This is a genomic window from Streptomyces sp. NPDC001156 (assembly GCF_053598275.1).
The window spans coordinates 19,838-39,007 of the sequence record NZ_JBSFJX010000054.1; the positions used below are offsets into that span (position 1 = coordinate 19,838).

19 protein-coding genes and 1 pseudogene are annotated in these 19,170 nt (G+C 70.9%); 6 read left to right on the forward strand and 14 right to left on the reverse strand.

From position 1 onward, the window contains the following. Positions 1-9: 9 nt before the first annotated feature. Both ACWDA7_RS24440 and ACWDA7_RS24445 read left to right on the forward strand, forming a co-directional pair. Positions 10-1,728, forward strand: coding sequence for a sodium/solute symporter (locus ACWDA7_RS24440; RefSeq protein ID WP_450606336.1), 1,719 nt, complete (start codon positions 10-12; stop codon positions 1,726-1,728). Continuing rightward, on the forward strand, positions 1,725-2,930 hold the full coding sequence (locus tag ACWDA7_RS24445; RefSeq protein ID WP_432925217.1) for a histidine kinase: 1,206 nt from the start codon (positions 1,725-1,727) through the stop codon (positions 2,928-2,930). The genes ACWDA7_RS24440 and ACWDA7_RS24445 overlap by 4 nt, the downstream gene beginning before the upstream one ends. Before the next feature lie 3 nt (positions 2,931-2,933). On the opposite strand, the gene ACWDA7_RS24450 is transcribed toward ACWDA7_RS24445, so the two are convergent. Beyond that, the gene (locus ACWDA7_RS24450) at positions 2,934-3,092 is read right to left on the reverse strand and encodes a hypothetical protein (protein WP_450606337.1); all 159 of its coding nucleotides are present in this window, start codon (positions 3,090-3,092) and stop codon (positions 2,934-2,936) included. Between the two features lie 176 nt (positions 3,093-3,268). Here ACWDA7_RS24450 and ACWDA7_RS24455 point away from each other — a divergent pair, with 176 nt between their 5' ends. Continuing rightward, positions 3,269-3,451, forward strand: a complete 183-nt coding sequence (locus ACWDA7_RS24455; protein WP_450606338.1) for a hypothetical protein — start codon at positions 3,269-3,271, stop codon at positions 3,449-3,451. Positions 3,452-3,459: 8 nt separating this feature from the next. On the opposite strand, the gene ACWDA7_RS24460 is transcribed toward ACWDA7_RS24455, so the two are convergent. The 4 genes from ACWDA7_RS24460 to ACWDA7_RS24475 all read right to left on the reverse strand — a co-directional run bounded on the left by ACWDA7_RS24460 (position 3,460) and on the right by ACWDA7_RS24475 (position 7,791). Continuing rightward, complete coding sequence (locus ACWDA7_RS24460) at positions 3,460-4,410, reverse strand: cytochrome c oxidase assembly protein (RefSeq protein WP_450606339.1); 951 nt, start codon at positions 4,408-4,410, stop codon at positions 3,460-3,462. A 134-nt stretch (positions 4,411-4,544) separates the two neighbouring features. Then, positions 4,545-5,570: a 6-phosphofructokinase gene (locus tag ACWDA7_RS24465; protein ID WP_450606340.1), complete on the reverse strand. Its 1,026-nt coding sequence runs from the start codon at positions 5,568-5,570 to the stop codon at positions 4,545-4,547. Positions 5,571-5,804: 234 nt separating this feature from the next. Continuing rightward, the gene (locus tag ACWDA7_RS24470) at positions 5,805-6,533 is read right to left on the reverse strand and encodes a type 1 glutamine amidotransferase (protein ID WP_359391333.1); all 729 of its coding nucleotides are present in this window, start codon (positions 6,531-6,533) and stop codon (positions 5,805-5,807) included. Between the two features lie 19 nt (positions 6,534-6,552). Next, entirely contained in the window at positions 6,553-7,791 is a 1,239-nt protein-coding gene (locus ACWDA7_RS24475; RefSeq protein WP_450606341.1) for a MurT ligase domain-containing protein, read from the reverse strand. Between the two features lie 143 nt (positions 7,792-7,934). On the opposite strand from ACWDA7_RS24475, the gene def reads away from it, so the two are divergent. Further along, positions 7,935-8,474, forward strand: a complete 540-nt coding sequence (def, locus tag ACWDA7_RS24480; protein WP_450606342.1) for a peptide deformylase — start codon at positions 7,935-7,937, stop codon at positions 8,472-8,474. 69 nt (positions 8,475-8,543) lie between these two features. Here def and ACWDA7_RS24485 read toward each other — a convergent pair whose 3' ends face one another. Then, complete coding sequence (locus ACWDA7_RS24485) at positions 8,544-9,200, reverse strand: TetR family transcriptional regulator (RefSeq protein ID WP_450606343.1); 657 nt, start codon at positions 9,198-9,200, stop codon at positions 8,544-8,546. 189 nt (positions 9,201-9,389) lie between these two features. Here ACWDA7_RS24485 and ACWDA7_RS24490 point away from each other — a divergent pair, with 189 nt between their 5' ends. Continuing rightward, entirely contained in the window at positions 9,390-10,622 is a 1,233-nt protein-coding gene (locus ACWDA7_RS24490) for an acyl-CoA dehydrogenase family protein (RefSeq protein WP_450606344.1), read from the forward strand. A gap of 24 nt (positions 10,623-10,646) precedes the next feature. Here ACWDA7_RS24490 and ACWDA7_RS24495 read toward each other — a convergent pair whose 3' ends face one another. The 8 genes and pseudogenes from ACWDA7_RS24495 to ACWDA7_RS24530 all read right to left on the reverse strand — a co-directional run bounded on the left by ACWDA7_RS24495 (position 10,647) and on the right by ACWDA7_RS24530 (position 18,420). Next, positions 10,647-11,204 carry a cupin domain-containing protein gene (locus ACWDA7_RS24495; RefSeq protein WP_359391344.1) on the reverse strand — a complete coding sequence of 186 codons (558 nt, stop codon included), beginning with the start codon at positions 11,202-11,204 and terminating at the stop codon, positions 10,647-10,649. Positions 11,205-11,211: 7 nt separating this feature from the next. Continuing rightward, positions 11,212-12,426: a cytochrome P450 gene (locus tag ACWDA7_RS24500; RefSeq protein WP_450606345.1), complete on the reverse strand. Its 1,215-nt coding sequence runs from the start codon at positions 12,424-12,426 to the stop codon at positions 11,212-11,214. Positions 12,427-12,461: 35 nt separating this feature from the next. Beyond that, positions 12,462-13,541 (reverse strand): annotated as a pseudogene (locus tag ACWDA7_RS24505) (type III polyketide synthase); the annotation flags it as partial. Positions 13,542-13,735: 194 nt separating this feature from the next. Further along, the gene (locus tag ACWDA7_RS24510; protein ID WP_359391349.1) at positions 13,736-13,966 is read right to left on the reverse strand and encodes a DUF6213 family protein; all 231 of its coding nucleotides are present in this window, start codon (positions 13,964-13,966) and stop codon (positions 13,736-13,738) included. A gap of 25 nt (positions 13,967-13,991) precedes the next feature. Further along, the gene (locus tag ACWDA7_RS24515; protein ID WP_450606346.1) at positions 13,992-15,377 is read right to left on the reverse strand and encodes an NADP-dependent succinic semialdehyde dehydrogenase; all 1,386 of its coding nucleotides are present in this window, start codon (positions 15,375-15,377) and stop codon (positions 13,992-13,994) included. A gap of 72 nt (positions 15,378-15,449) precedes the next feature. After that, entirely contained in the window at positions 15,450-15,920 is a 471-nt protein-coding gene (locus tag ACWDA7_RS24520) for an NUDIX domain-containing protein (RefSeq protein ID WP_450606347.1), read from the reverse strand. Continuing rightward, positions 15,917-17,455 carry an ATP-dependent DNA ligase gene (locus tag ACWDA7_RS24525; protein WP_450606348.1) on the reverse strand — a complete coding sequence of 513 codons (1,539 nt, stop codon included), beginning with the start codon at positions 17,453-17,455 and terminating at the stop codon, positions 15,917-15,919. Before ACWDA7_RS24525 ends, ACWDA7_RS24520 begins: the two co-directional genes overlap by 4 nt. A 29-nt stretch (positions 17,456-17,484) precedes the next feature. Beyond that, complete coding sequence (locus ACWDA7_RS24530) at positions 17,485-18,420, reverse strand: NAD(P)/FAD-dependent oxidoreductase (RefSeq protein ID WP_450606349.1); 936 nt, start codon at positions 18,418-18,420, stop codon at positions 17,485-17,487. A gap of 91 nt (positions 18,421-18,511) precedes the next feature. On the opposite strand from ACWDA7_RS24530, the gene ACWDA7_RS24535 reads away from it, so the two are divergent. Continuing rightward, positions 18,512-19,084 (forward strand): helix-turn-helix domain-containing protein, encoded by a 573-nt coding sequence (locus ACWDA7_RS24535; protein WP_450606350.1) that lies wholly within the window; start codon positions 18,512-18,514, stop codon positions 19,082-19,084. Positions 19,085-19,170 lie beyond the last annotated feature (86 nt).

Here is a 19,170-nt window from a genome sequence, read left to right on the forward strand (position 1 = left end):
GGTGCCGTCGTGAACCAGAACTACTCGATCCCGGCGGTCGCCCTCGTCGTCCTCGCCACCGTCTTCGTCGGCGCGTTCGGTCTGCGCATCTCGCGCACCACCTCCGACTTCTACGTCGCCTCCCGCACCGTGGGACCCCGGCTCAACGCGGCCGCGATCAGCGGCGAGTACCTGTCCGCCGCCTCCTTCCTGGGCATCGCGGGGCTCGTCCTGGTCCAGGGCCCCGACATGCTGTGGTACCCGGTCGGCTACACCGCGGGCTATCTCGTCCTGCTCCTGTTCGTCGCCGCCCCGCTGCGTCGCTCGGGCGCCTACACGCTCCCCGACTTCGCCGAGGCGCGCCTCGCCTCGCAGCAGGTGCGCAGGCTCGCCGGCGCCTTCGTGGTCGGCGTCGGCTGGCTCTATCTGCTGCCCCAACTCCAGGGCGCCGGGCTCACCTTGACCGTGCTCACCGGCGCGCCCGACGCGCTGGGCTGTGTCATCGTCGCCATCGTGGTGGTCGCGACCGTCGCGGCCGGCGGCATGCGCAGCATCACCTTCGTCCAGGCCTTCCAGTACTGGCTCAAACTCACCGCACTGCTCGTCCCTGCGCTCTTCCTGGTGCTGGCCTGGCAGGGGGACGGTGCTCCGCGCGACGCCTTCGCGGAACCGCCCGCCTTCCGTGACCATCGGGTGGTACGGATCGACGACGGCCTGGAGCTGAATCTGTCCCGCCCGCTCGACGCCACCGTGACGGGCACGGTCGACGGCCGCCGGTACACCGGGGGTCCTGCGCACCTCGCCACGGGTGCCCACCGCATCGAGCGCGGCACCCTGCTGACCTTCGGCAAGGGCGACCCCGTCCCTGTCGCCGACCGTGACTCCAAGGGAGGTATGTCGACCTCGCTGGCCTCCGGTCGCGAGGAACGTCCGCTGTACGCCACATACGGGCTGATCCTCGCCACCTTCCTCGGCACCATGGGGTTGCCGCATGTCGTCGTCCGCTTCTACACCAGCCCCCACGGCGTCGCGGCCCGCCGCACCACCGTCGCCGTGCTGGCGCTGATCGGCGCCTTCTACCTGCTGCCGCCCGTCTACGGGGCGCTGGGCCGGCTCTACGCTCCCGAACTCACCCTCAGCGGGGACGCGGACGCCGCGGTGCTGCTGCTGCCCGACCGGATGATCGGGGGCATCGGCGCGGATCTGCTGGGTGCGCTGATCGCGGGCGGTGCCTTCGCCGCTTTCCTGTCCACGGCCTCCGGGCTGACCATGGCCGTGGCCGGGGTGCTCACCCAGGACGTGCTGCCGTCGCGGGGCGTACGGCACTTCCGCCTCGGCACCCTGCTGGCGATGGCCGTACCGCTCGCGGCGAGCGTCCTGGTGGGCGGGCTTCCGGTGGCCGACGCGGTGGGGCTCGCGTTCGCGGTGTCCGCGTCGTCGTTCTGCCCGTTGCTCGTGCTGGGCATCTGGTGGCGGCGCCTGACTCCGCCGGGGGCGGCGGCGGGCATGCTGGTCGGGGGTGGTTCGGCGTTCGTCGCGGTGGCGGCCACGATGGCGGGCTATCCCGGCACCGGGACCGGCACCCTGCACGCCCTGCTCGCCTGGCCCGCGCTGTGGTCGGTGCCGCTTGGGTTCCTGACCATGGTGCTGGTGTCCCTGGCCACACCCGGCCGGGTGCCCAGCGGTACGGCGGCGATCCTGGCCCGGTTCCATCTGCCCGAGGAACTGCGCGCGGAGGTGCAGACGTGAGCGGTTTCCTAGCCGGGCTGTGCGTGGCCGTACTCCCTTTGCTCGCCGCCGGTTTCTGGCTGGGGCGGCGCACCGCGCGCCCCGAGAACCTCGGTGGCCTCGGTACGCCCGTCGAGCACGCCACCTTCCAGACCCTGCACACCGCCTCCCTCGCGGCGCCGCCCCTGCGCGCCGGGCTCACCGAGGAGACGGCCCGCAGGTCCGCGCGCCGGCTGCGTACCCTGCTCGGCACCGACGCCCTCTGCCTGACCGACCGGGAAACCGTGCTGGCCTGGGACGGTGCGGGGGAGCACCATCGCGACGAGGTGCTGGACCGGCTCGGGGGCCCGTTGGAGAGCGGCCGCGGTGAGGCCTTCCGCCTCCGGTGCGCCGAGCCGGACTGCCCATGTCGCTGGGCCGTCGTCGCCCCGCTCACGGTGGACGACCGGGTGCACGGGGCGCTGGTGGCCTGTGCGCCCCGCGAGTCCGCGGTCCTCGTCCGGGCCGCGGGCGAGGTCGCCCGCTGGGTCTCCGTGCAACTGGAGCTGGCGGACCTCGACCGGTCCCGCACCCGGCTCATCGAAGCGGAGATCAGGGCGCTGCGTGCCCAGATCTCCCCGCACTTCATCTTCAACTCGCTCGCCGTGATCGCCTCGTTCGTCCGGACCGACCCCGAGCGCGCCCGTGAACTCCTGCTGCAGTTCGCCGACTTCACTCGCTATTCGTTCAGGCGGCACGGCGACTTCACCACCCTCGCCGACGAACTCCACGCCATCGACCACTATCTGGCGCTGGTGCGGGCCCGCTTCGGCGACCGGCTCTCGGTCACCCTCCAGATCGCGCCCGAGGTGCTGCCGGTGGCGCTGCCGTTTCTGTGCCTTCAGCCGCTGGTGGAGAACGCCGTGAAGCACGGCCTGGAGGGCACTACCGACAAGCGCCACATCAGCATCAGCGCGCAGGACGCGGGTGCCGAGGCCCTGGTGGTCATCGAGGACGACGGCGTCGGCATGGAGCCGGAGCTGCTGCGTCGCATCCTCGCTGGCGAGGCCGGTCCGTCGGGCGGTATCGGCCTGTCGAACGTGGACGACCGGCTGCGCCAGGTCTACGGCGACGACCACGGGCTCGTCATCGAGACCGCGGTGGGAGCGGGCATGAAGATCACCGCCCGGTTGCCGAAGTACCAGCCGGGTGTGCACTCGGCGGGACGACTGCCCCGGCAGTGACGGTCAGCTGTCCCGGGTGGCTACCATGCCGAGGGTGATCAATCCGAGGACGACCCAGCCGAACCACAGCCAGCCGCTGCTGCCGAGCGCCACCGTGTAGGCCGTCACCACAACGAGCCCACCGACGGTCAGCGCCCCCATCGTCTTCGTGGAACCGGGCATCGCGACACCCTCCTCATGGTTCTTCCTCTCCCATGGTGCCCGTTCTGCGTGAGTACGGTGTGCATGACGGAAGAGTTCCGACGAACAGGCCACCCTTACCCCCAGCGGGCGGCGTCGCGGTCGTGGTCCTTGGGGGGCGGCCCGCTGGTGGCGGATGCCGACGCCACGGCGCCGACGTGACGGCCGCGGTGCTCGGGGACGGCGACTTGCCGGTGGAGGGCGCTCCGGTGGCGCCGGTCGCCGAGCCGGACACGGGCGGGCGAGTGCTGCCGCGCGATGGGGAGGAGCCGCTCGCGGTGCGTCCGCCGCCCGCCGGCGACGATGCCGGCCCACCGGACGTCGGCGGCGTCGAGCGGTGAGGCAGAACTCAGCGGCCGCGTGCGTTGAGTGATGCCAGGTAGGCGTTGTACGCCTCGAGTTCCTTGTCGCCGTCCCGGTCCGCCGCGCGGTCCTTACGCCTGGCCTGCCGCTGCTCGGAGCCGTACCACTGGAAGAGCAGGGCCAGGAGTACCAGCACGGAGGGGATTTCGCTGAACGCCCAGGCGATGCCGCCGGCCGCGGTCTGGTCCGACAGGGGGTCGATGCCCAGTGAGGCGGGCGGATGCAGGTAGGTGCCGACCATGGGCGACGACGCCATCATCAGTGCGATACCGAAGAACGCGTGGAACGGCATGCCCGCGAACAGCTCCAGCATCCGCAGCAGGTGACCGGGGCGGTGCGGGCCGGGGTCGATGCCCATGATCGGCCAGAAGAACACCAGGCCGACGGCGAGGAAGTGCACCATCATCGCGATGTGTCCGGCCTTGGACCCCATCAGGAAGTCGAAGATCGGGCTGAAGTAGAGCCCGTACAGGCTTGCGATGAACAGTGGGATCGTGAACGCCGGGTGGGTGATGATCCGCATGTAGCGGCTGTGCAACAGCATCAGCAGCAGTTCGCGGGGCCCCTTGCGGCCGCGGCCTGCGGTCGGCAGCGCGCGCAGCGCCAGAGTGATCGGCGCGCCGAGCAGGATCAGGATCGGGGACAGCATGCTGATCACCATGTGCTGCACCATGTGCACGCTGAACATGACCATGCCGTAGTCGTTGAGCTTGGTGCACATGACCAGCATCACGGTGAGCACGCCGATGGCATACGCGACGGTGCGCCCCACGGGCCACTTGTCGCCGCGGCGGACGAGCCGTACGACACCCCAGCCGTACAGTGCGAGCCCGGCCAGGCAGGCGACCAGGAAGAACGGGTCCGCTGACCATTCAAGCCCCCGCCCCAGCGTGAAGGGCGGCAGATCCATGGTCATGCCGTGCCCGCCGTGATCCATCCGCCGGCTCCTGGTTCGTGGGGGTTGCGCGCTGTCTGTCCACAGCTGTCTGTCGGCACCCAGACTAGAACCGCCCCCGGTCGCCGCTGCGACCGGGGGGCGGACTTTCAGGCCCCTATGGGATCAGTACCGCATTACAGGACGCACTCCGCCTCGGCGTACCGCTCCGACGGCACCGTCTTCAGCGTCTCCACCGCCTCCGCCAGCGACACCATCACGATGTCGGTGCCGCGCAGCGCGGTCATGTTCCCGAACTCGCCGCGGTGCACCGCCTCGACGGCGTGCCAGCCGAAGCGGGTGGCGAGCACGCGGTCGTACGCCGTCGGCGTACCGCCGCGCTGGACATGGCCGAGGATCACCGGGCGCGCCTCCTTGCCGAGCCGCTGCTCCAGCTCCAGGGAGAGTTGTCGGGCGATGCCCGCGAAGCGCTCGTGGCCGTAGACGTCCTTGCCGCCCTCGTCGAAGTCCATGGTGCCCGCCTTCGGCTTGGCGCCCTCGGCGGCGACGACGATCGCGAACCGCTTGCCGGCGTCGAACCGCTGGCCCACCCGTGCCGCCAACTCCTCGACGTCGAAGGGGCGTTCCGGCACAACGATGGCGTGGGCGCCGGCGGCCATGCCGGAGTGCAGCGCGATCCAGCCGGTGTGGCGGCCCATGACCTCCACGATCAGCACCCGCTGGTGGGACTCGGCGGTGGTCTTCAGCCGGTCGAGGGCCTCGGTGGCCACGCCCACGGCCGTGTCGAACCCGAAGGTGACGTCCGTGACAGCGATGTCGTTGTCGATGGTCTTCGGCACGCCGACGATCGGCAGGCCGTTGTCGGAGAGCAGCCGGGCCGCCTTGAGCGTGCCCTCACCGCCGATCGGGATGATCGCGTCGAGACCCAGCTCCTCGACATGGCCCCTGGCCCGCTCCACACCGTCCCGCAGGTGCTCGGGGCGGACCCGGGAGGAGCCGAGGATGGTGCCGCCGCGAGCCAGGATGCCGCTCACCGCGTCGAGGTCGAGCTTGAGGTAGTCGCACTCCAGGAGACCCTTCCAGCCGTCCCGGAAGCCGATGACCTCGTCGCCGTGGTCGACGACGGCGCGGTGCACGACGGACCGGATGACGGCGTTCAGGCCGGGGCAGTCGCCGCCGGACGTGAGGACACCAATGCGCATAGCCCGAAATACCTTCTCAACGTGGGCCGGGGACCGGACCACGCTGTCCGGTTCGATCCCCGCCACCCTACCGGCGACAGGGGGCGGGGAGGCACCGTGCGTCCGCCTGCTGGACGTGCCCGCTCACCTGTGCGGACAGGCCGTCAGACGGGCCCGCCGTACCGGGTCGTCCGGCGGGTCAACGCGCACCCTGCGGGCCCTGAGGAACCGTTTCGGGGCCGTGGCGCGAAGGGCCTAGGCAGGCTGCTGGGCAGCGGTGATGCGCTCGTTGCGCAGCGCCTCGTACCAGCGGTCGTCGACGGGCGGGAGCGCGTTCACGTCGAGCGCCAGCTTCAGCAGCAGATCCGCGATCTGCGGGTTGCGCGCGAGGACGGGACCGTGCATGTACGTGCCGAAGACCGTGTCGTTGTACGCGCCCTCCGTGCCGTCGCCCGTGCCGTTGCCGTTGCCGAACCGCACCTGCGCGAACGGGCGGGCGGTCGGGCCCACGTGGGTGACGCCCTGATGGTTCTCGAAGCCGGTGAGCTGGGGGAGGCCGAGGCGCGGGTCGATGTCCGCGAGCACGTCGCCGACGCACCGCTCGCCCTCGCCGCGTCCCGAGACCACGTCCAGCAGGCCGAGGCCCGGCTCCCGCTGCCCGAGGTCATTGATGAACTCATGGCCCAGGATCTGGTAACCGGCGCAGACGGAGAAGACGATCGCGCCGTTCTCCACGGCCCGGTAGAGGCCGCCGTCGCGGCGCAGCCGCTCGGCCGCGAGCCGCTGCGGACGGTCCTCGCCGCCGCCGATCAGGTAGATGTCGCCGGAGGTGGGGATCGGCTGGTCGCTGCGCACGTCGAGCCGCGCCACGTCGAGGCCGCGCTGGCGGGCCCGGCGCTCCACGACGAGAGCGTTGCCCTGGTCGCCGTAGGTGCTCAGCAGGTCCGGGTAGATCCACACCAGACGCAGGCTGTTGTCACTCATCGATGATCGTCCTTCGTGGTCAGTTGCCGACGCGGCGACGCAGGTCCTGGAACGCGGTGTAGTTCGCGATGACCTCGATCCGGCCCGGCGGGGCCTGCTGGACCGCCTGGTCGAGGTTCTCGCAGACCTGGAAGGACTGGTTGGCGACCTCCAGGCGGACGGCCAGGTCCAGCTTCCGGTCGCCGATGACGAAGATCGGGTGGCCGGTCAGCCGCGTGTAGTCGACGTCCCACAGCCAGGAGGTGTCGGTGCCGTCCGCGCCGCGGGCGTTCACCGAGAGGATCACCGGGGCCGGCGGCGGGTCGATCAGCGAGAACGTCTCCAGCCAGCCGGCCGGGTTCTTGGCGAGCAGCAGGCGCAGGTCGTGGCCCTGGAACTGGACGACGTCGTAGCGTCCGGCCACCGCCTGGACCTGGTACATGCGCTCGAGGGCGACCTGCGGGGGCACGCCGAAGACGGCGGCGACGGCGGCCGAGGTGGTGGCGTTGGCCTTGTTGGCGCGGCCCGGCAGCTGGAGGTGGATCGGCCAGGCGGAGCCGTGCGGGTCGAGGACGTGGTCGCCGGACAGGGCCCAGGACGGGGTGGGCCGGCGGAAGCCGCACGCGCCGCAGTACCAGTCGTCGCCGGGGCGCTGCATCACACCGCCGCAGTTCGGGCAGGACCAGGCGTCGTCCTTCCACATCTGGCCGGCGGCGACCCAGATCACGTTGGGTGAGGAGGAGGCGGCCCACACGACCAGCGGGTCGTCCGCGTTGGCGACGATGACGGCCTTGGAACCGGCCAGGCCCTCACGCCAGTTCTCGGCCAGCATCCGGGTCTCGGCGGCGCGGTCGAGCTGGTCGCGGGAGAGGTTGAGCAGCGCGATGCACTTCGGGTCGGTGTCCCGGGCGACCCCGGCGAGGTACTTCTCGTCGACCTCGATCACGCCGAACTTGGCCTCCGAGCCGCCGGCCAGCGCCGAGGTGATACCGGCGGGCATGTTGGCGCCGAGCGCGTTGGAGACGACCGGGCCCGCGGCGCGCAGCGCCTCCGCGATCAGCCGGGTGGTCGTGGTCTTGCCGTTGGTGGCGGAGACCAGGATGACGTCCAGGTTCTGGGCGAGCCGGGCGAGGAGGTCGGGGTCGAGTCTGAGTGCGACTCGGCCACCGATCACCGATCCGCTGCCGCGCCCCGCGGCCCGCGATGCCGCAGCGACCGCCTTGCCCGCGGTCACGGCCAGCTTGGCCCGCGGCGTCAGCGGGTCCGAGTTGCCTGCCATCAGTTCTCGATCCTCCTTGCGTACGGCGCCGCGCGCTGTCCCGGGCAACGTCTGGACCTCAGCCTATCGAGATCCATTCACGCACCCGAATCGCGGCACCATCCCGGCACCTGCACGGCTCTTCGGACCGTACCCTTGCCGCCATGCGACAAGGCTCGATCCCGGGCGCGCGAGGGCGCGTGAGGCCCGTCACCCTGCTCGGTGACAGTGTGCTCCACACACCCTGCGAGCCGGTCACCGACTTCGGTCCCGAACTCGCCCGGCTGGTCGAGGACATGTTCGCCACAATGTACGCCGCCCAGGGCGTGGGCCTGGCCGCGAATCAGGTCGGGGAGTCCCTGCGGGTGTTCGTGTACGACTGCGAGGACGACGAGGACGTCCGTCATCTGGGGCATGTGGTGAACCCGCGGCTCGTCGAGGCCGACGGCCTGGTGCTGCGCGGACCCGAGGGGTGCTTGTCGCTGCCGGGGCTCGAAGCGGGGACACAGCGGTACGACCACGCGGTCGTCGAGGGGTTCACGGTGGACGGCGAGCCGGTCACCGTGCACGGCACCGGGTGGTTCGCCCGGTGCCTGCAGCACGAGTGCGACCACCTCGACGGAGGCCTGTACGTGGACCGGCTCACCGGCTGGCGGCACCGCAAGGTGATGCGGCAGGCCGCCCGGGCGCCCTGGAGCCGCTAGGGCCGTGGCCGCTCGCCCCATGCGGCGGAGCCGCACATCGGCACGGCTCCGCGCTCCTTGCGGGGCGGTTCAGAACCCGGGGCCTCCGATGCGGTCCCCGGCAGCGGCCAGCCGGCCCCACAGTAGATCCGCCAGACTCCGTACCAACTCGGCGCGGGAACAAGGACGTTCTCCCAGCCACCAGTCTCCGGCCGCGTGCATCATGCCGACGATGCCGTGTCCCCAGACCCGGGCGAGCTGGTGGCTGCCCGGGCCGAGGTCCAGGCGCTCCTCGATGAAGACGGCCAGCTCCTCACCCATCCGGCGCAGCACCGGAATGGAGTGCCGTCCCGTGTCGAAGCCCTGGTCGCTGGCCTGGTCGCTCTGCGAGGCACCCTCCGCCGGATGCATCAGGAACCGGTAGACCTGGGGTCGTGCCTCGATGGCCGCGAGATAGGTGTCCAGCGTGGACTCGACCCGCTCCCGTCGCTCGGAGGGTGCGTCCAGCGCCGCGCGCAGGGATGCGAGCAGCGCGTCCGTGTGGCGTTTGGCCAGTGCGGCGTAGAGGCCGCCCTTGTCGCCGAAGTGGCGGTAGAGGATCGGCTTGGTGATGCCGGCTTCCGCGGCGATGGCGTTCATCGAGGCCCCAGGGCCGTCGCGCAGTACCACCCGGTCGGCGGCCTCCAGCAGCTCGCGCCGTCGGCGGTCGGCGGACCGCTGCTGATCGGCCCGCTGCGTGGTGTCCATGATTTCTCCCCACCCGTGCTGTATCGGTGACGCCTGCGCAAACTAACACTGAAACGCAGGTCGGTATCGAACGAGCTGCCGACCGCCCGGTGAAGCTGTGCCGCTCCGGCCAGGGAGTTGACTTTCCTACTGGTGAGTAACAGACTGCGGTTACCGCAAGTAACACGCTAGCGCAGTGCTGGAGGGGACATGGCCGAGTTCACCATGGAGCTCAACGACGAACAGAAGGAGGTCAGGGACTGGTTGCACGGTTTCGCCGCCGATGTGATCCGCCCCGCGGCCGCCGAATGGGACGAGCGTGAGGAGACTCCCTGGCCGGTCATTCAGGAGGCCGCGAAGGTCGGAATCTACTCCCTGGACTTCTACGCTCAGCAGTACTTCGATCCCACAGGTCTCGGCATCCCGATGGCCATGGAGGAGCTCTTCTGGGGCGACGCGGGTATCGCGCTCTCCATCGTCGGCACCGGCCTTGCCGCCGTGGGCGTCATCGCCAACGGCACCGAGGAGCAGATCGGCACCTGGATCCCCCAGATGTACGGCGATGTCAACGATGTCAAGGTGGCCGCCTTCTGCTCGTCGGAGCCCGACGCCGGCTCCGACGTGGCCTCCATGCGCACCCGGGCCGTGTACGACGAGGCCAAGGACGAGTGGGTGATCAACGGCACAAAGACCTGGGCGACGAACGGCGGCATAGCCAACGTCCACGTCGTCGTCGCCGTCGTCGATCCGGAGCTGGGCTCCAAGGGCCACGCCTCGTTCATCGTCCCGCCGAACACCCCCGGCCTCGCCCAGGGCCAGAAGTTCAAGAAGCACGGTATCCGTGCCTCGCACACCGCCGAGGTGATCCTCGACAACGTGCGCGTCCCCGGCTCCTGCCTGCTCGGCGGCAAGGAGAAGCTGGACGAGCGGCTCGCCAGGGCCCGGGAGAAGGCGAAGGCGGGCGGGACGGGGGAGAGGGTGAAGAACGCGGCCATGGCCACGTTCGAGGCGTCCCGGCCCGCCGTGGGCGCGATGGCCGTGGGCACCGCCCGGGCCGCCTACGAGGTGGCACTCGACTACGCGAAGACGCGTGAGCAGTTCGGGCGTCCGATCATCGACAACCAGGGCGTCGCCTTCCAGCTCGCGGACATGCGGACGCAGATCGACGCCGCTCGTCTGCTGGTGTGGCGGGCCTCGTGGATGGCGATCAGCGGCAAGCAGTTCACGGCGGCCGAGGGCTCCATGTCGAAGCTGTTCGCGAGCGAGACGGCCAAGAAGGTCACGGCCCAGGCGATACAGATCCTCGGCGGCAACGGCTACACGCGGGAGTACCCGGTGGAGCGGATGCACCGCGATGCGGCCATCTACACGATCTTCGAGGGGACGAGCGAGATCCAGCGGCTGGTGATCGCCCGTACGCTGGCGGGGATGCCCATTCGCTAGGCGGCGGGGGCGGTGCGGCCCGGGTCAGCGATGCTTCAGGGGCGTCAGCTGCTCGATGTCGTACCGCCTGCGCAGTTCCTCGATCGCCTCGTGATCCGGCGGGCCGTCCTCGCCGAGGATCTCGAGGAGTTCCTCGAAGTAGCGTTCGTGATCGGGCGGCGGGGACGCCTGGAAGAGCATCTTCGTCGGGGCCTCCGTCGGGTTGGCGAAGGCGTGCGGGCAGCCCGGCGGCACCACGATGACGGTGCCGGGCGTCGCCCGTACCACCCGGCTGCCCGATCGGGACTCCCACTTCTGCCAGTGGTCGGGAGTCCGGATGCGCGGCTCGAAGGCCAGCACGTCCAGCTCGCCCTCGAGCACGTAGAACAGTTCCTCGCTGCGTGTGTGCAGATGCGCGCCGACGTCGAACCCCGGCGGCACGACGACCTCGAACGTGGAGGCCGTACGCGAGTGCCTGCCCGTCACCTTGAACGTCACGTGCTGGGCCGGTGTGCGCACCACCCGGCCGTGGCCCGGTGGCACGAGCAGCCCTTCGACGGCTCCCGCTCCTTCGGCCGGCACTACTCCCTCGGTCGTCGTCATGAGCGGCTCACCATGTCACGGGCAGGGCCTCGGGCCCGCGGATCGACGCGCCCTTGCGGAACGGCACCCGGTCGGGCGGCACCGCGAGCCGCATTCCCGGCACCCGGTCGAGGAGGGCGGCCACCAGAAGTCCGGACTCCAGCCTGGCCACCATCCCGCCCGGGCAGTGGTGCGGGCCGAAGCCGAACGCCACATGAGCGTTCGGGTATCGCGCGAAGTCGATCGTCCCCGGCTCGGGAAACACGCTCGGGTCGCGGTTCGCGGCCGGATACGACACGTAGACCGCCTCACCCGCCCGGATCCGCACCCCCTGGATCTCCACGTCCTCCGTCGCGATGCGGGACAAGCCCACCGCGCTGCGGTGCGGGATGAAGCGCAGCAGCTCGTCCACGGCCTGCGGCCGGATCTCCGGCTCGGCCCGCAGCCGCCGAACCAGGTCGGGGCGGGTCAGCAAGATGTAGAACAACTGCCCGCTGTTCTCGGTGACCGCCTCCCCGTCGACCTGAAGCAGAACGGCGAGACCCACCGCCTCGTCCAGCGTCACCTCACCGCGGCCGACGGCGGCGCCGAGCAGGGAGGTGACATCCTCGTCGATGCTGCCCTCACGGACATGGATCAGCTCGGCGAAGTACCCCCGCAGCGCTGCCTTGGCCCGCTCACTGTCCGCCGGGCCGTCCGCCGGGGTGAGGACGAGCTGGGTCCAGGTGTGCAGGTTCCGCCGGTCGGCGGCCGGCACGCCCATGAGCTCGCAGATCACGGCGATGGGAAAGGGACTGAGCACGACGGCGACGAGATCGGCCGGCGGCCCGTCCTGGAGGAGTTCGTCGACGAGTTCGTCGAGTATCCGCCGTGATGTCTCGCGCACCCGCTCCACGCCGCGGGCCGTGAAGGCCGCGGCCACCGCCTGGCGCAGCCGGGTGTGGTCGGGCGGATCGAGGAAGCCGATCGCGCCCCGCGGCGGGACCAGATGCGGAGCGGGCCGGGTGCCCAGCCGGTCCAGGACCGCCTCGCGGCTGAAGCGAGGGTCTTTCGTGACCGTCCGCACATCGTCGTAGCGGGTCACGAGCCAGGCCCAGCCCCTGCCGTCGGACAGCTGGATCCGGGTGATCGGGCCCTCGTGCATCAACTCGGTCAGGACCGGGTCGAAGTCCACGCCCGTCGGGTCGACGGCGGGCCACCGGTGGACCGGCGGCATGGCGCCGGTGATCGTCTCTTCGGTCATCTCATGCCGCCTCCCTGCCCGTGCCGTCCGGCTTGTCATCCGGACTTGGTGCCGTTGCCGCCGATGTGCCAGCGGCCCAGGGCCATCTCCGCAGTGATGCCCGGTCCGAACCCGGCCAGCAGCCCGCGCGCCGTGTGCTCGGCCCCGCCCGCCTCGAAGAGCCGGCGCAGCGCGTCCAGGACGACGGCGCTCGCGATGTTGCCGTACTCGGTGAGCGTGGCCCGGCTGAAGCGGAAGGCCTCCGGTGCGACCTGCAGGAACTTGCACAGGTCGTCCAGGATCCGCGGGCCGCCCGCGTGGATGATGTAGAAGTCCAGTTCCGAGGCGTCCCAGCCGTGCTGGCGCGCCAGGCCCTGCAGCGCCGGGGCGAGCGGTTCCATCGTCGTCGGCACCCGCTTGTCCAGCAGGAAGTGGAAGCCGGTGGCCCGGACGTCGTACGCGATCCACTCCTCCGTCTTGGGGATCAGGTACGAGCCGTTGCGTTCCAGCTTGATCCCGGTGCCGCCCTTGCCGCGGACGGCCGCGGCCGCGATGCCGTCGCCGAACAGGCCGTTGGACAGCAGGGAGCCGACGCCCAGGTCGGTCGGCTGATAGCACAGCGAGCAGAACTCGCAGGCCACGATCAGCGCGTTGGCGTCCGGGTAGGCCGTGCAGAAGTCGTGCGCCCGGTTGATGGCGGCGCCGCCCGCGGCGCAGCCCAACTGGGCGATGGGTATCTGCCGGGTGTCGGTCTTGAAATTCATCGAGTTGATCAGCCATGCGGTCAGTGAGGGCATCATGAACCCGGTACACGACACATAGATGATCACGTCGATGTCGGTGGTCAGCAGTTCGGCGTCGTGCAGTGCACGCTGGATGACCGCGGGGACGCGAGCCTTCGCCTCCGCCTCGTAGAGGTTGTTGCGCTCCTGGAAACCCGGGTGTTTGAGGGTTTCCTCGATGGGCTGCACGATGTGCCGGGTGCGGACCCCGGTGTTCTCGATCAGTCGCAGTGCCAGCGGGAGTTGGGGGTGGTCAGGGTGGTGGGAGCGCGCCAGTTCGAGCGTCTCCTCCATTGTGATCACGTATTCCGGAACCGAGACCGCGGGTCTGCACAGAGTCGCCATGGAGCGCGCCTTCTTTCGCCTTGGCGGGGAACTTGCGGTCCCCCGGCGGAAGCGGGTTCACCCGTACGCGGGGTGCCCACCCACGATCACCCGGCGACGTGGGGATATCGCGTCGGCCTACTCCACTTCAGTGACGAACGCACAGTAATTATTCGCTTACGCAAAGCGATAAACGCTGGTCGCGACGCCGCCCCCGGCACGGCTCATCGACGCGAACTGTGCGCGATGCACGCCACGTCGATGCGGTCCGCGAGCTTGGCGAGTTCGATCGTCAGCGTTGCCACTGTGTCCTCGTCCAGCCCGTCCTCGCCGGCCTCCACCAGCCGCAGCCACCGGCCGCCGAGCGTGCGCAGGAGCTTGCTGACGTCCGCGGCAGCAACCTGCAACGTGCCGCGGTCGTCGACGATCAGAGGCAGGGTCACATCGCGGTTCACACAACGGATCGTAGCCGCGGAACGCTCACGCCCCGTGCCATACCGTGGTGATGTTGCAGAACTCGCGGATCCCGTGCCCGGACAGCTCACGCCCGTATCCCGAACGCTTGACGCCGCCGAAGGGGAACGCCGGGTGCGATGCCGTCATCCCGTTGATGTACACCCCGCCCGCCTGAAGGTCCTGCACAAAGCGGTCCACCTCGATCCCGTTGTGCGTCCATACGTTGGAACTCAGGCCGAACGGCGAGTCGTTCGCGAGGGCCACCGCCTCGTCGAGGTCCGCGGCCCGGTAGAGCGTGGCGACGGGCCCGAACGCCTCCTCGTGGTGGATCCGCATCCCCGGGGTGATGTCGGTCAGGACCGTCGGCGGGTAGAACCAGCCCGGCCCGTCGGGGCGCTCGCCGCCGCACAGTACGCGCGCGCCGGCGCCGACCGCGTCGTCGACGAGTTCCTCGAGGTCGGTGCGGCCTCGCTCGCTGGAGACCGGCCCCACCTCGGTGTCCTCCTCCATCGGGTCGCCCATCCTCAGCGACTTCATCCCGGCCGTGAACCGCTCCGCGAAGGCGTCGAACACGTCCGCATGCACGATGAACCGCTTGGCGGCGATGCACGACTGCCCGTTGTTCTGCACCCGCGCCGTCACCGCGACCTCGGCGGCCTTGACGAGGTCCGCCGAGGGCATGACCACGAACGGGTCGCTCCCGCCCAGTTCCAGGACCGTCTTCTTGATCTCGTCACCGGCGACCGAGGCCACGGACCGGCCCGCGGGCTCGCTGCCGGTGAGCGTCGCCGCCTTGACCCGCGGATCGCGCAGGACCCGCTCGACCGCGCCCGACCCGATCAGGAGGGTCTGGAAGCAGCCCTCGGCGAAGCCCGCCCGGCGGAACAGGTCCTCCAGGTAGAGCGCGGTCTGCGGGACGTTGGAGGCGTGCTTGAGCAGGCCCACGTTGCCCGCCATCAGTGCGGGCGCCGCGAACCGCACCACCTGCCACATCGGGAAGTTCCAGGGCATCACGGCGAGCACCGGGCCGAGCGGCCGGTAGCGCACGAGCACCCAGGAGGCGCCGGAGTCCTTCACGTCCTGTTCGGCGGGCTCCTCGTCGGCGAGCAGTTCCTCGGCGTGGTCGGCGTACCAGTGCATCGCCTTCGCGCACTTCGCGGCCTCGGCGCGGGCCTGCTTGATCGGCTTGCCCATCTCGGTGGTCATGATGCGGGCGATCTGCTGCTGGTCCTCCTCGAGCAGGTCGCCAGCCTTGTGCATGCGCAGCGCCCGTTCGGCGAACGTGGTCGTGCGGTGCGTGCGGAACGTGGCGTCGGCGGCGGCGAGCCTGCGCTCGATCTCCTCCTCGCCCAAGGCGTCGTACGTCTTGAGCGTCTCGCCGGTCGCCGGGTTCACGGTGGCGATGGGCATGGCTGACCTCCTGAGAACAGGGTCTGTTCCGACCTTCCCGCGGGGCGGTGACTCCCGCAACGCGGGCCGTGTTCAGCCCGAGTGCTCCACGAGCCGGTCGAGAAACGCGGCCTGTGCCTTCACGATCACGTCCCGGGCCCGGTCCAGAGCGAACCACGCCACGCGGTCCAGTTCGGGGAACTCCTGCAGGCGTCCCGACCTCGGCGGCCACTCCATGGTGAAGGTGCCCGGCTCGATGATCGCGGGATCCAGGTCCGCCTCGATCGCCCATGCCGTGACGAGCTTGCCGCCCGCCTGCCGCACCTCGCCCAGAGAGACGGCCTGCCCGTCGGGCGGCGGCAGCCCGAGTTCCTCCTGGAACTCGCGGCGCGCGGCCTCCCAGGGGGATTCCCCGGGCTCGTACTCGCCCTTGGGCATCGTCCACGCCCCGGCGTCGCGGCGGGCGAAGAACGGGCCGCCCATATGACCGAGCAGAACCTCCAGATGCTGGTCACCGCGCCGGAACAACAGCAGACCCGCGCTGCGCCTGGCCCGTTCGCTCACGGCGCCACGCCCGGGTGGGCGGCCAGCAGCGTCCGCACGGTGTCGGCCTCCTCCGGCCGCTTGTCCTCCCGGTAGCGCACGACCCGGGCGAACCGCAGGGTCACGCCCGCCGGGTAGCGGCTCGACCGCTGCAGTCCGTCGTACGCGATCTCGACCACGAGTTCGGGGCGTACGGTCACCACCCAGCCGTTGTCGTCCACCGCCAGTTCCTTCAGCCGCTCGGTCTGCCAGGTGAGCATCGCGTCCGTCATGCCCTTGAACGTCTTGCCGAGCATGGCGAAGGAGCCGTCCGGGTTGCGCGCGCCGAGGTGCAGGTTGGAGAGCTTGCCGGTGCGCCGGCCGTGGCCCCACTCCGCGGCCAGCACCACCAGGTCGAGGGTGTGCACGGGCTTCACCTTGAGCCAGGAGGCACCGCGCCGGCCCGCGCCGTAGGGGGCGCCGAGCGCCTTGACCACCACGCCTTCGTGACCCCGTTCAAGGGTCTCGGCGAGGAAGTCCTCCGCGGCGGCGACATCCCCGGGCCCGTCCACCACCGTGCGCCGCACCCGCATCGGCTCCGGTACGAGCCGGGCCAGCTCGGCGTGGCGGTCGCGGAACGGCAGGTCCAGCAGGTCCCGGCCGTCCACGGACAGCGCGTCGAAGAAGACAGGGGAGACGGGGACGGTCGCGGCGGCGGTCGCCACGTCCACCCGGGAGCCGACCCGCCCGGCGGTCTGCTGGAACGAGCGCGGCCGCCCCTGCTCGTCCAGGGCGATGACCTCGCCGTCCAGGATGAACCGCTCGCCCGCCAGTTCCAGGGCGGCCGAGGTCACCTCCGGCAGCCGGTCGGTGATGTCGTCGAGGGTCCGGGTGTGGACGCGGACCTCGCCGCCGTCCCGGTGGACCTGGACGCGGATGCCGTCGAGCTTCTCCTCGACGGCGCACGCGCCCAGCTTCTCCACGGCCTCGGCGACCGACGACGCGGTCTGCGCGAGCATCGGCAGGACCGGGCGGCCCACCGTGAGCCGGAACCGGTCCAGGGCGGGCGGCCCGTGCTCGAGCAGTGTCTGCGCCACAGTCTGCAGCGATCCGGCGAGCATGACGGCCCGGCGCACGTCCACCGGATCCGCCCCCGTCGCCTCGGCCAGCCCCTCGCCGGCGAGGGCGTCGAGCGCGCCCTGCCGCACCTCGCCGGTGAGCAGCCCGACCAGGAACCGCTGCTCGTCCTCGGTGGCCGCCGCCATCAGCTCGCCGACGAGCCGCTTGCGTTCGGACTGCGAGCCGGTGCCGGTGACCCCACCGATCCGGGTCAGCCTGGCGTCCACGTCGCGGACGGTGAGGCTCGGCTCGGCGGCGGGTGCCACCGGCTGACCGAGCAGCTTCCAGCCGATGCCGAGCCGCCCCTGTGGCAGGCGCCCGGCCAGATACGGGATGACGACCGGAACGTCCTCCGCATCGGCGGCCCGGAACAGCTCGCCGAGCAGCGCGATCTTCCTGGACCGCGCCGACGTGGCGGCGATCTCCCGGGACACACGGGCGAGCCGGCTCAGCAGCATGCAGTCATGGTGCACCGACGAGGCCCGGTCTACACCCCCGCGGTCGCGTCCAGGTCGGTCATGAGCAGCTCCCCGTTGATCGCGGCACCGGCCCGGTATCCCCGGCTGGCGGCGTTCACCACCTGCTCGGCGAACCCGCTGGCGTTGCCCGCCGCCCACAGGCCGGGCACGGTCGTCAGACCCCTCTCGTCGACCACGGGATAGGTGCCGAACGGGGTCTCGCTCAGCTCGGCGCCCAGCTGTTCGAACAGAGCGGTCTGCGGCACGGCACGCGGCGCCACGAACAGCACCGAGCGCTCGTGGGCCGTACCGTCCGCGAGCCGCACCCCGGTGAGCCGGTCGTCGTCCACCTCGAGCCTGGCGACCTCACCGGGCACCACCGCCACCCCGGCGGCGGCGAGCCTGCGCAGGTCCTGGTCCGGGATGTCGTCCTCGGCGACCGTGTGCAGGAACAGGGTCACGTCCTTCGACCACTGGGAGACCATCAGGGCCTGGTGGACGCTCATCGGAGTCGAGGCGAGCACACCGAACGGCAGGTCGCGCACCTCCCAGCCATGGCAGTACGGGCAGTGCAGCACATCGCGTCCGAAGCGCTCGGCGACGCCGGGCACCGCGGGGGGCTCGTCCTTCAGTCCGGTCGCGACCACCAGGCGCCGGGCGTGCACGGTCCGCCCCGAGGCGAGCGCCACGCCGAACTCGCCGTCCGCGTCCCGGACGGCGTCCACCGCCCGGTCCCGGACCAGCTCCACGCCGTACCGGGCGATCTCCTCACGGCCCACGGCGAGGAACTCGGCCGGCGGCATGCCGTCACGCGACAGATAGCCATGCATATGGGCAGCGGGCGCGTTGCGCGGCTCACCGGCGTCCACCACGAGCGTGCGGCGCCGTGCCCGCCCGAGGACCAGAGCCGCCGACAGTCCGGCCGCGCCGCCTCCGACGACAACCACTTCGTACTTCTCGGTCATGGGTTGACCACCTCCGAGGAGAAGGTCGCCCGGGCGGTGCCGAATCGACAAACTTCTTTGCCGATTCAGCAAGACGCGCGACAATGCGGCCATGGGCACCGATGACGTTCTGGCCGACGTGGGCCCGCGCCTGCGGCGGATCCGCAAGGAGCGGGAGGTGACCCTGGCGGCGCTCGCCGAGGCGACGGGCATCTCCGTCAGCACCCTCTCGCGCCTGGAGTCCGGCCTGCGCAAGCCCAGCCTCGAACTGCTGCTGCCGATCGCCCAGGCCCACCAGGTGCCGCTGGACGAGCTGGTGGGCGCTCCGCCGGTCGGCGACCCGCGCGTGCGGGCCAGGCCGATCGTGCGGCACGGGCGCACGCACTGGCCGCTCACCCGGCAGCCCGGCGGCCTGCAGGCCTTCAAGGTGCTCGAACCGAAGCGGAAGCTCGAACCGGACCCGCGGACACACGAGGGCTACGAGTGGCTGTATGTGCTCTCGGGCCGGCTGCGGCTCGTGCTGGGGGAGCACGACGTGGTCCTCACGGCGGGTGAGGCGGCCGAGTTCGACACACGGGTGCCGCACTGGTTCGGGTCGACGGGACAGGGACCGGTGGAGTTCCTCAGCCTCTTCGGACCGCAAGGGGAACGGATGCATGTGCGGGCGCGGCCGAGCCGTCCGTGACACCTCTGCCGTGACGCGCGCGACTGTTCCCTGATCGGCAAGCGACCGCTTAGTATGCGTCCGAGCCCGGTCGGACACGATGTGAG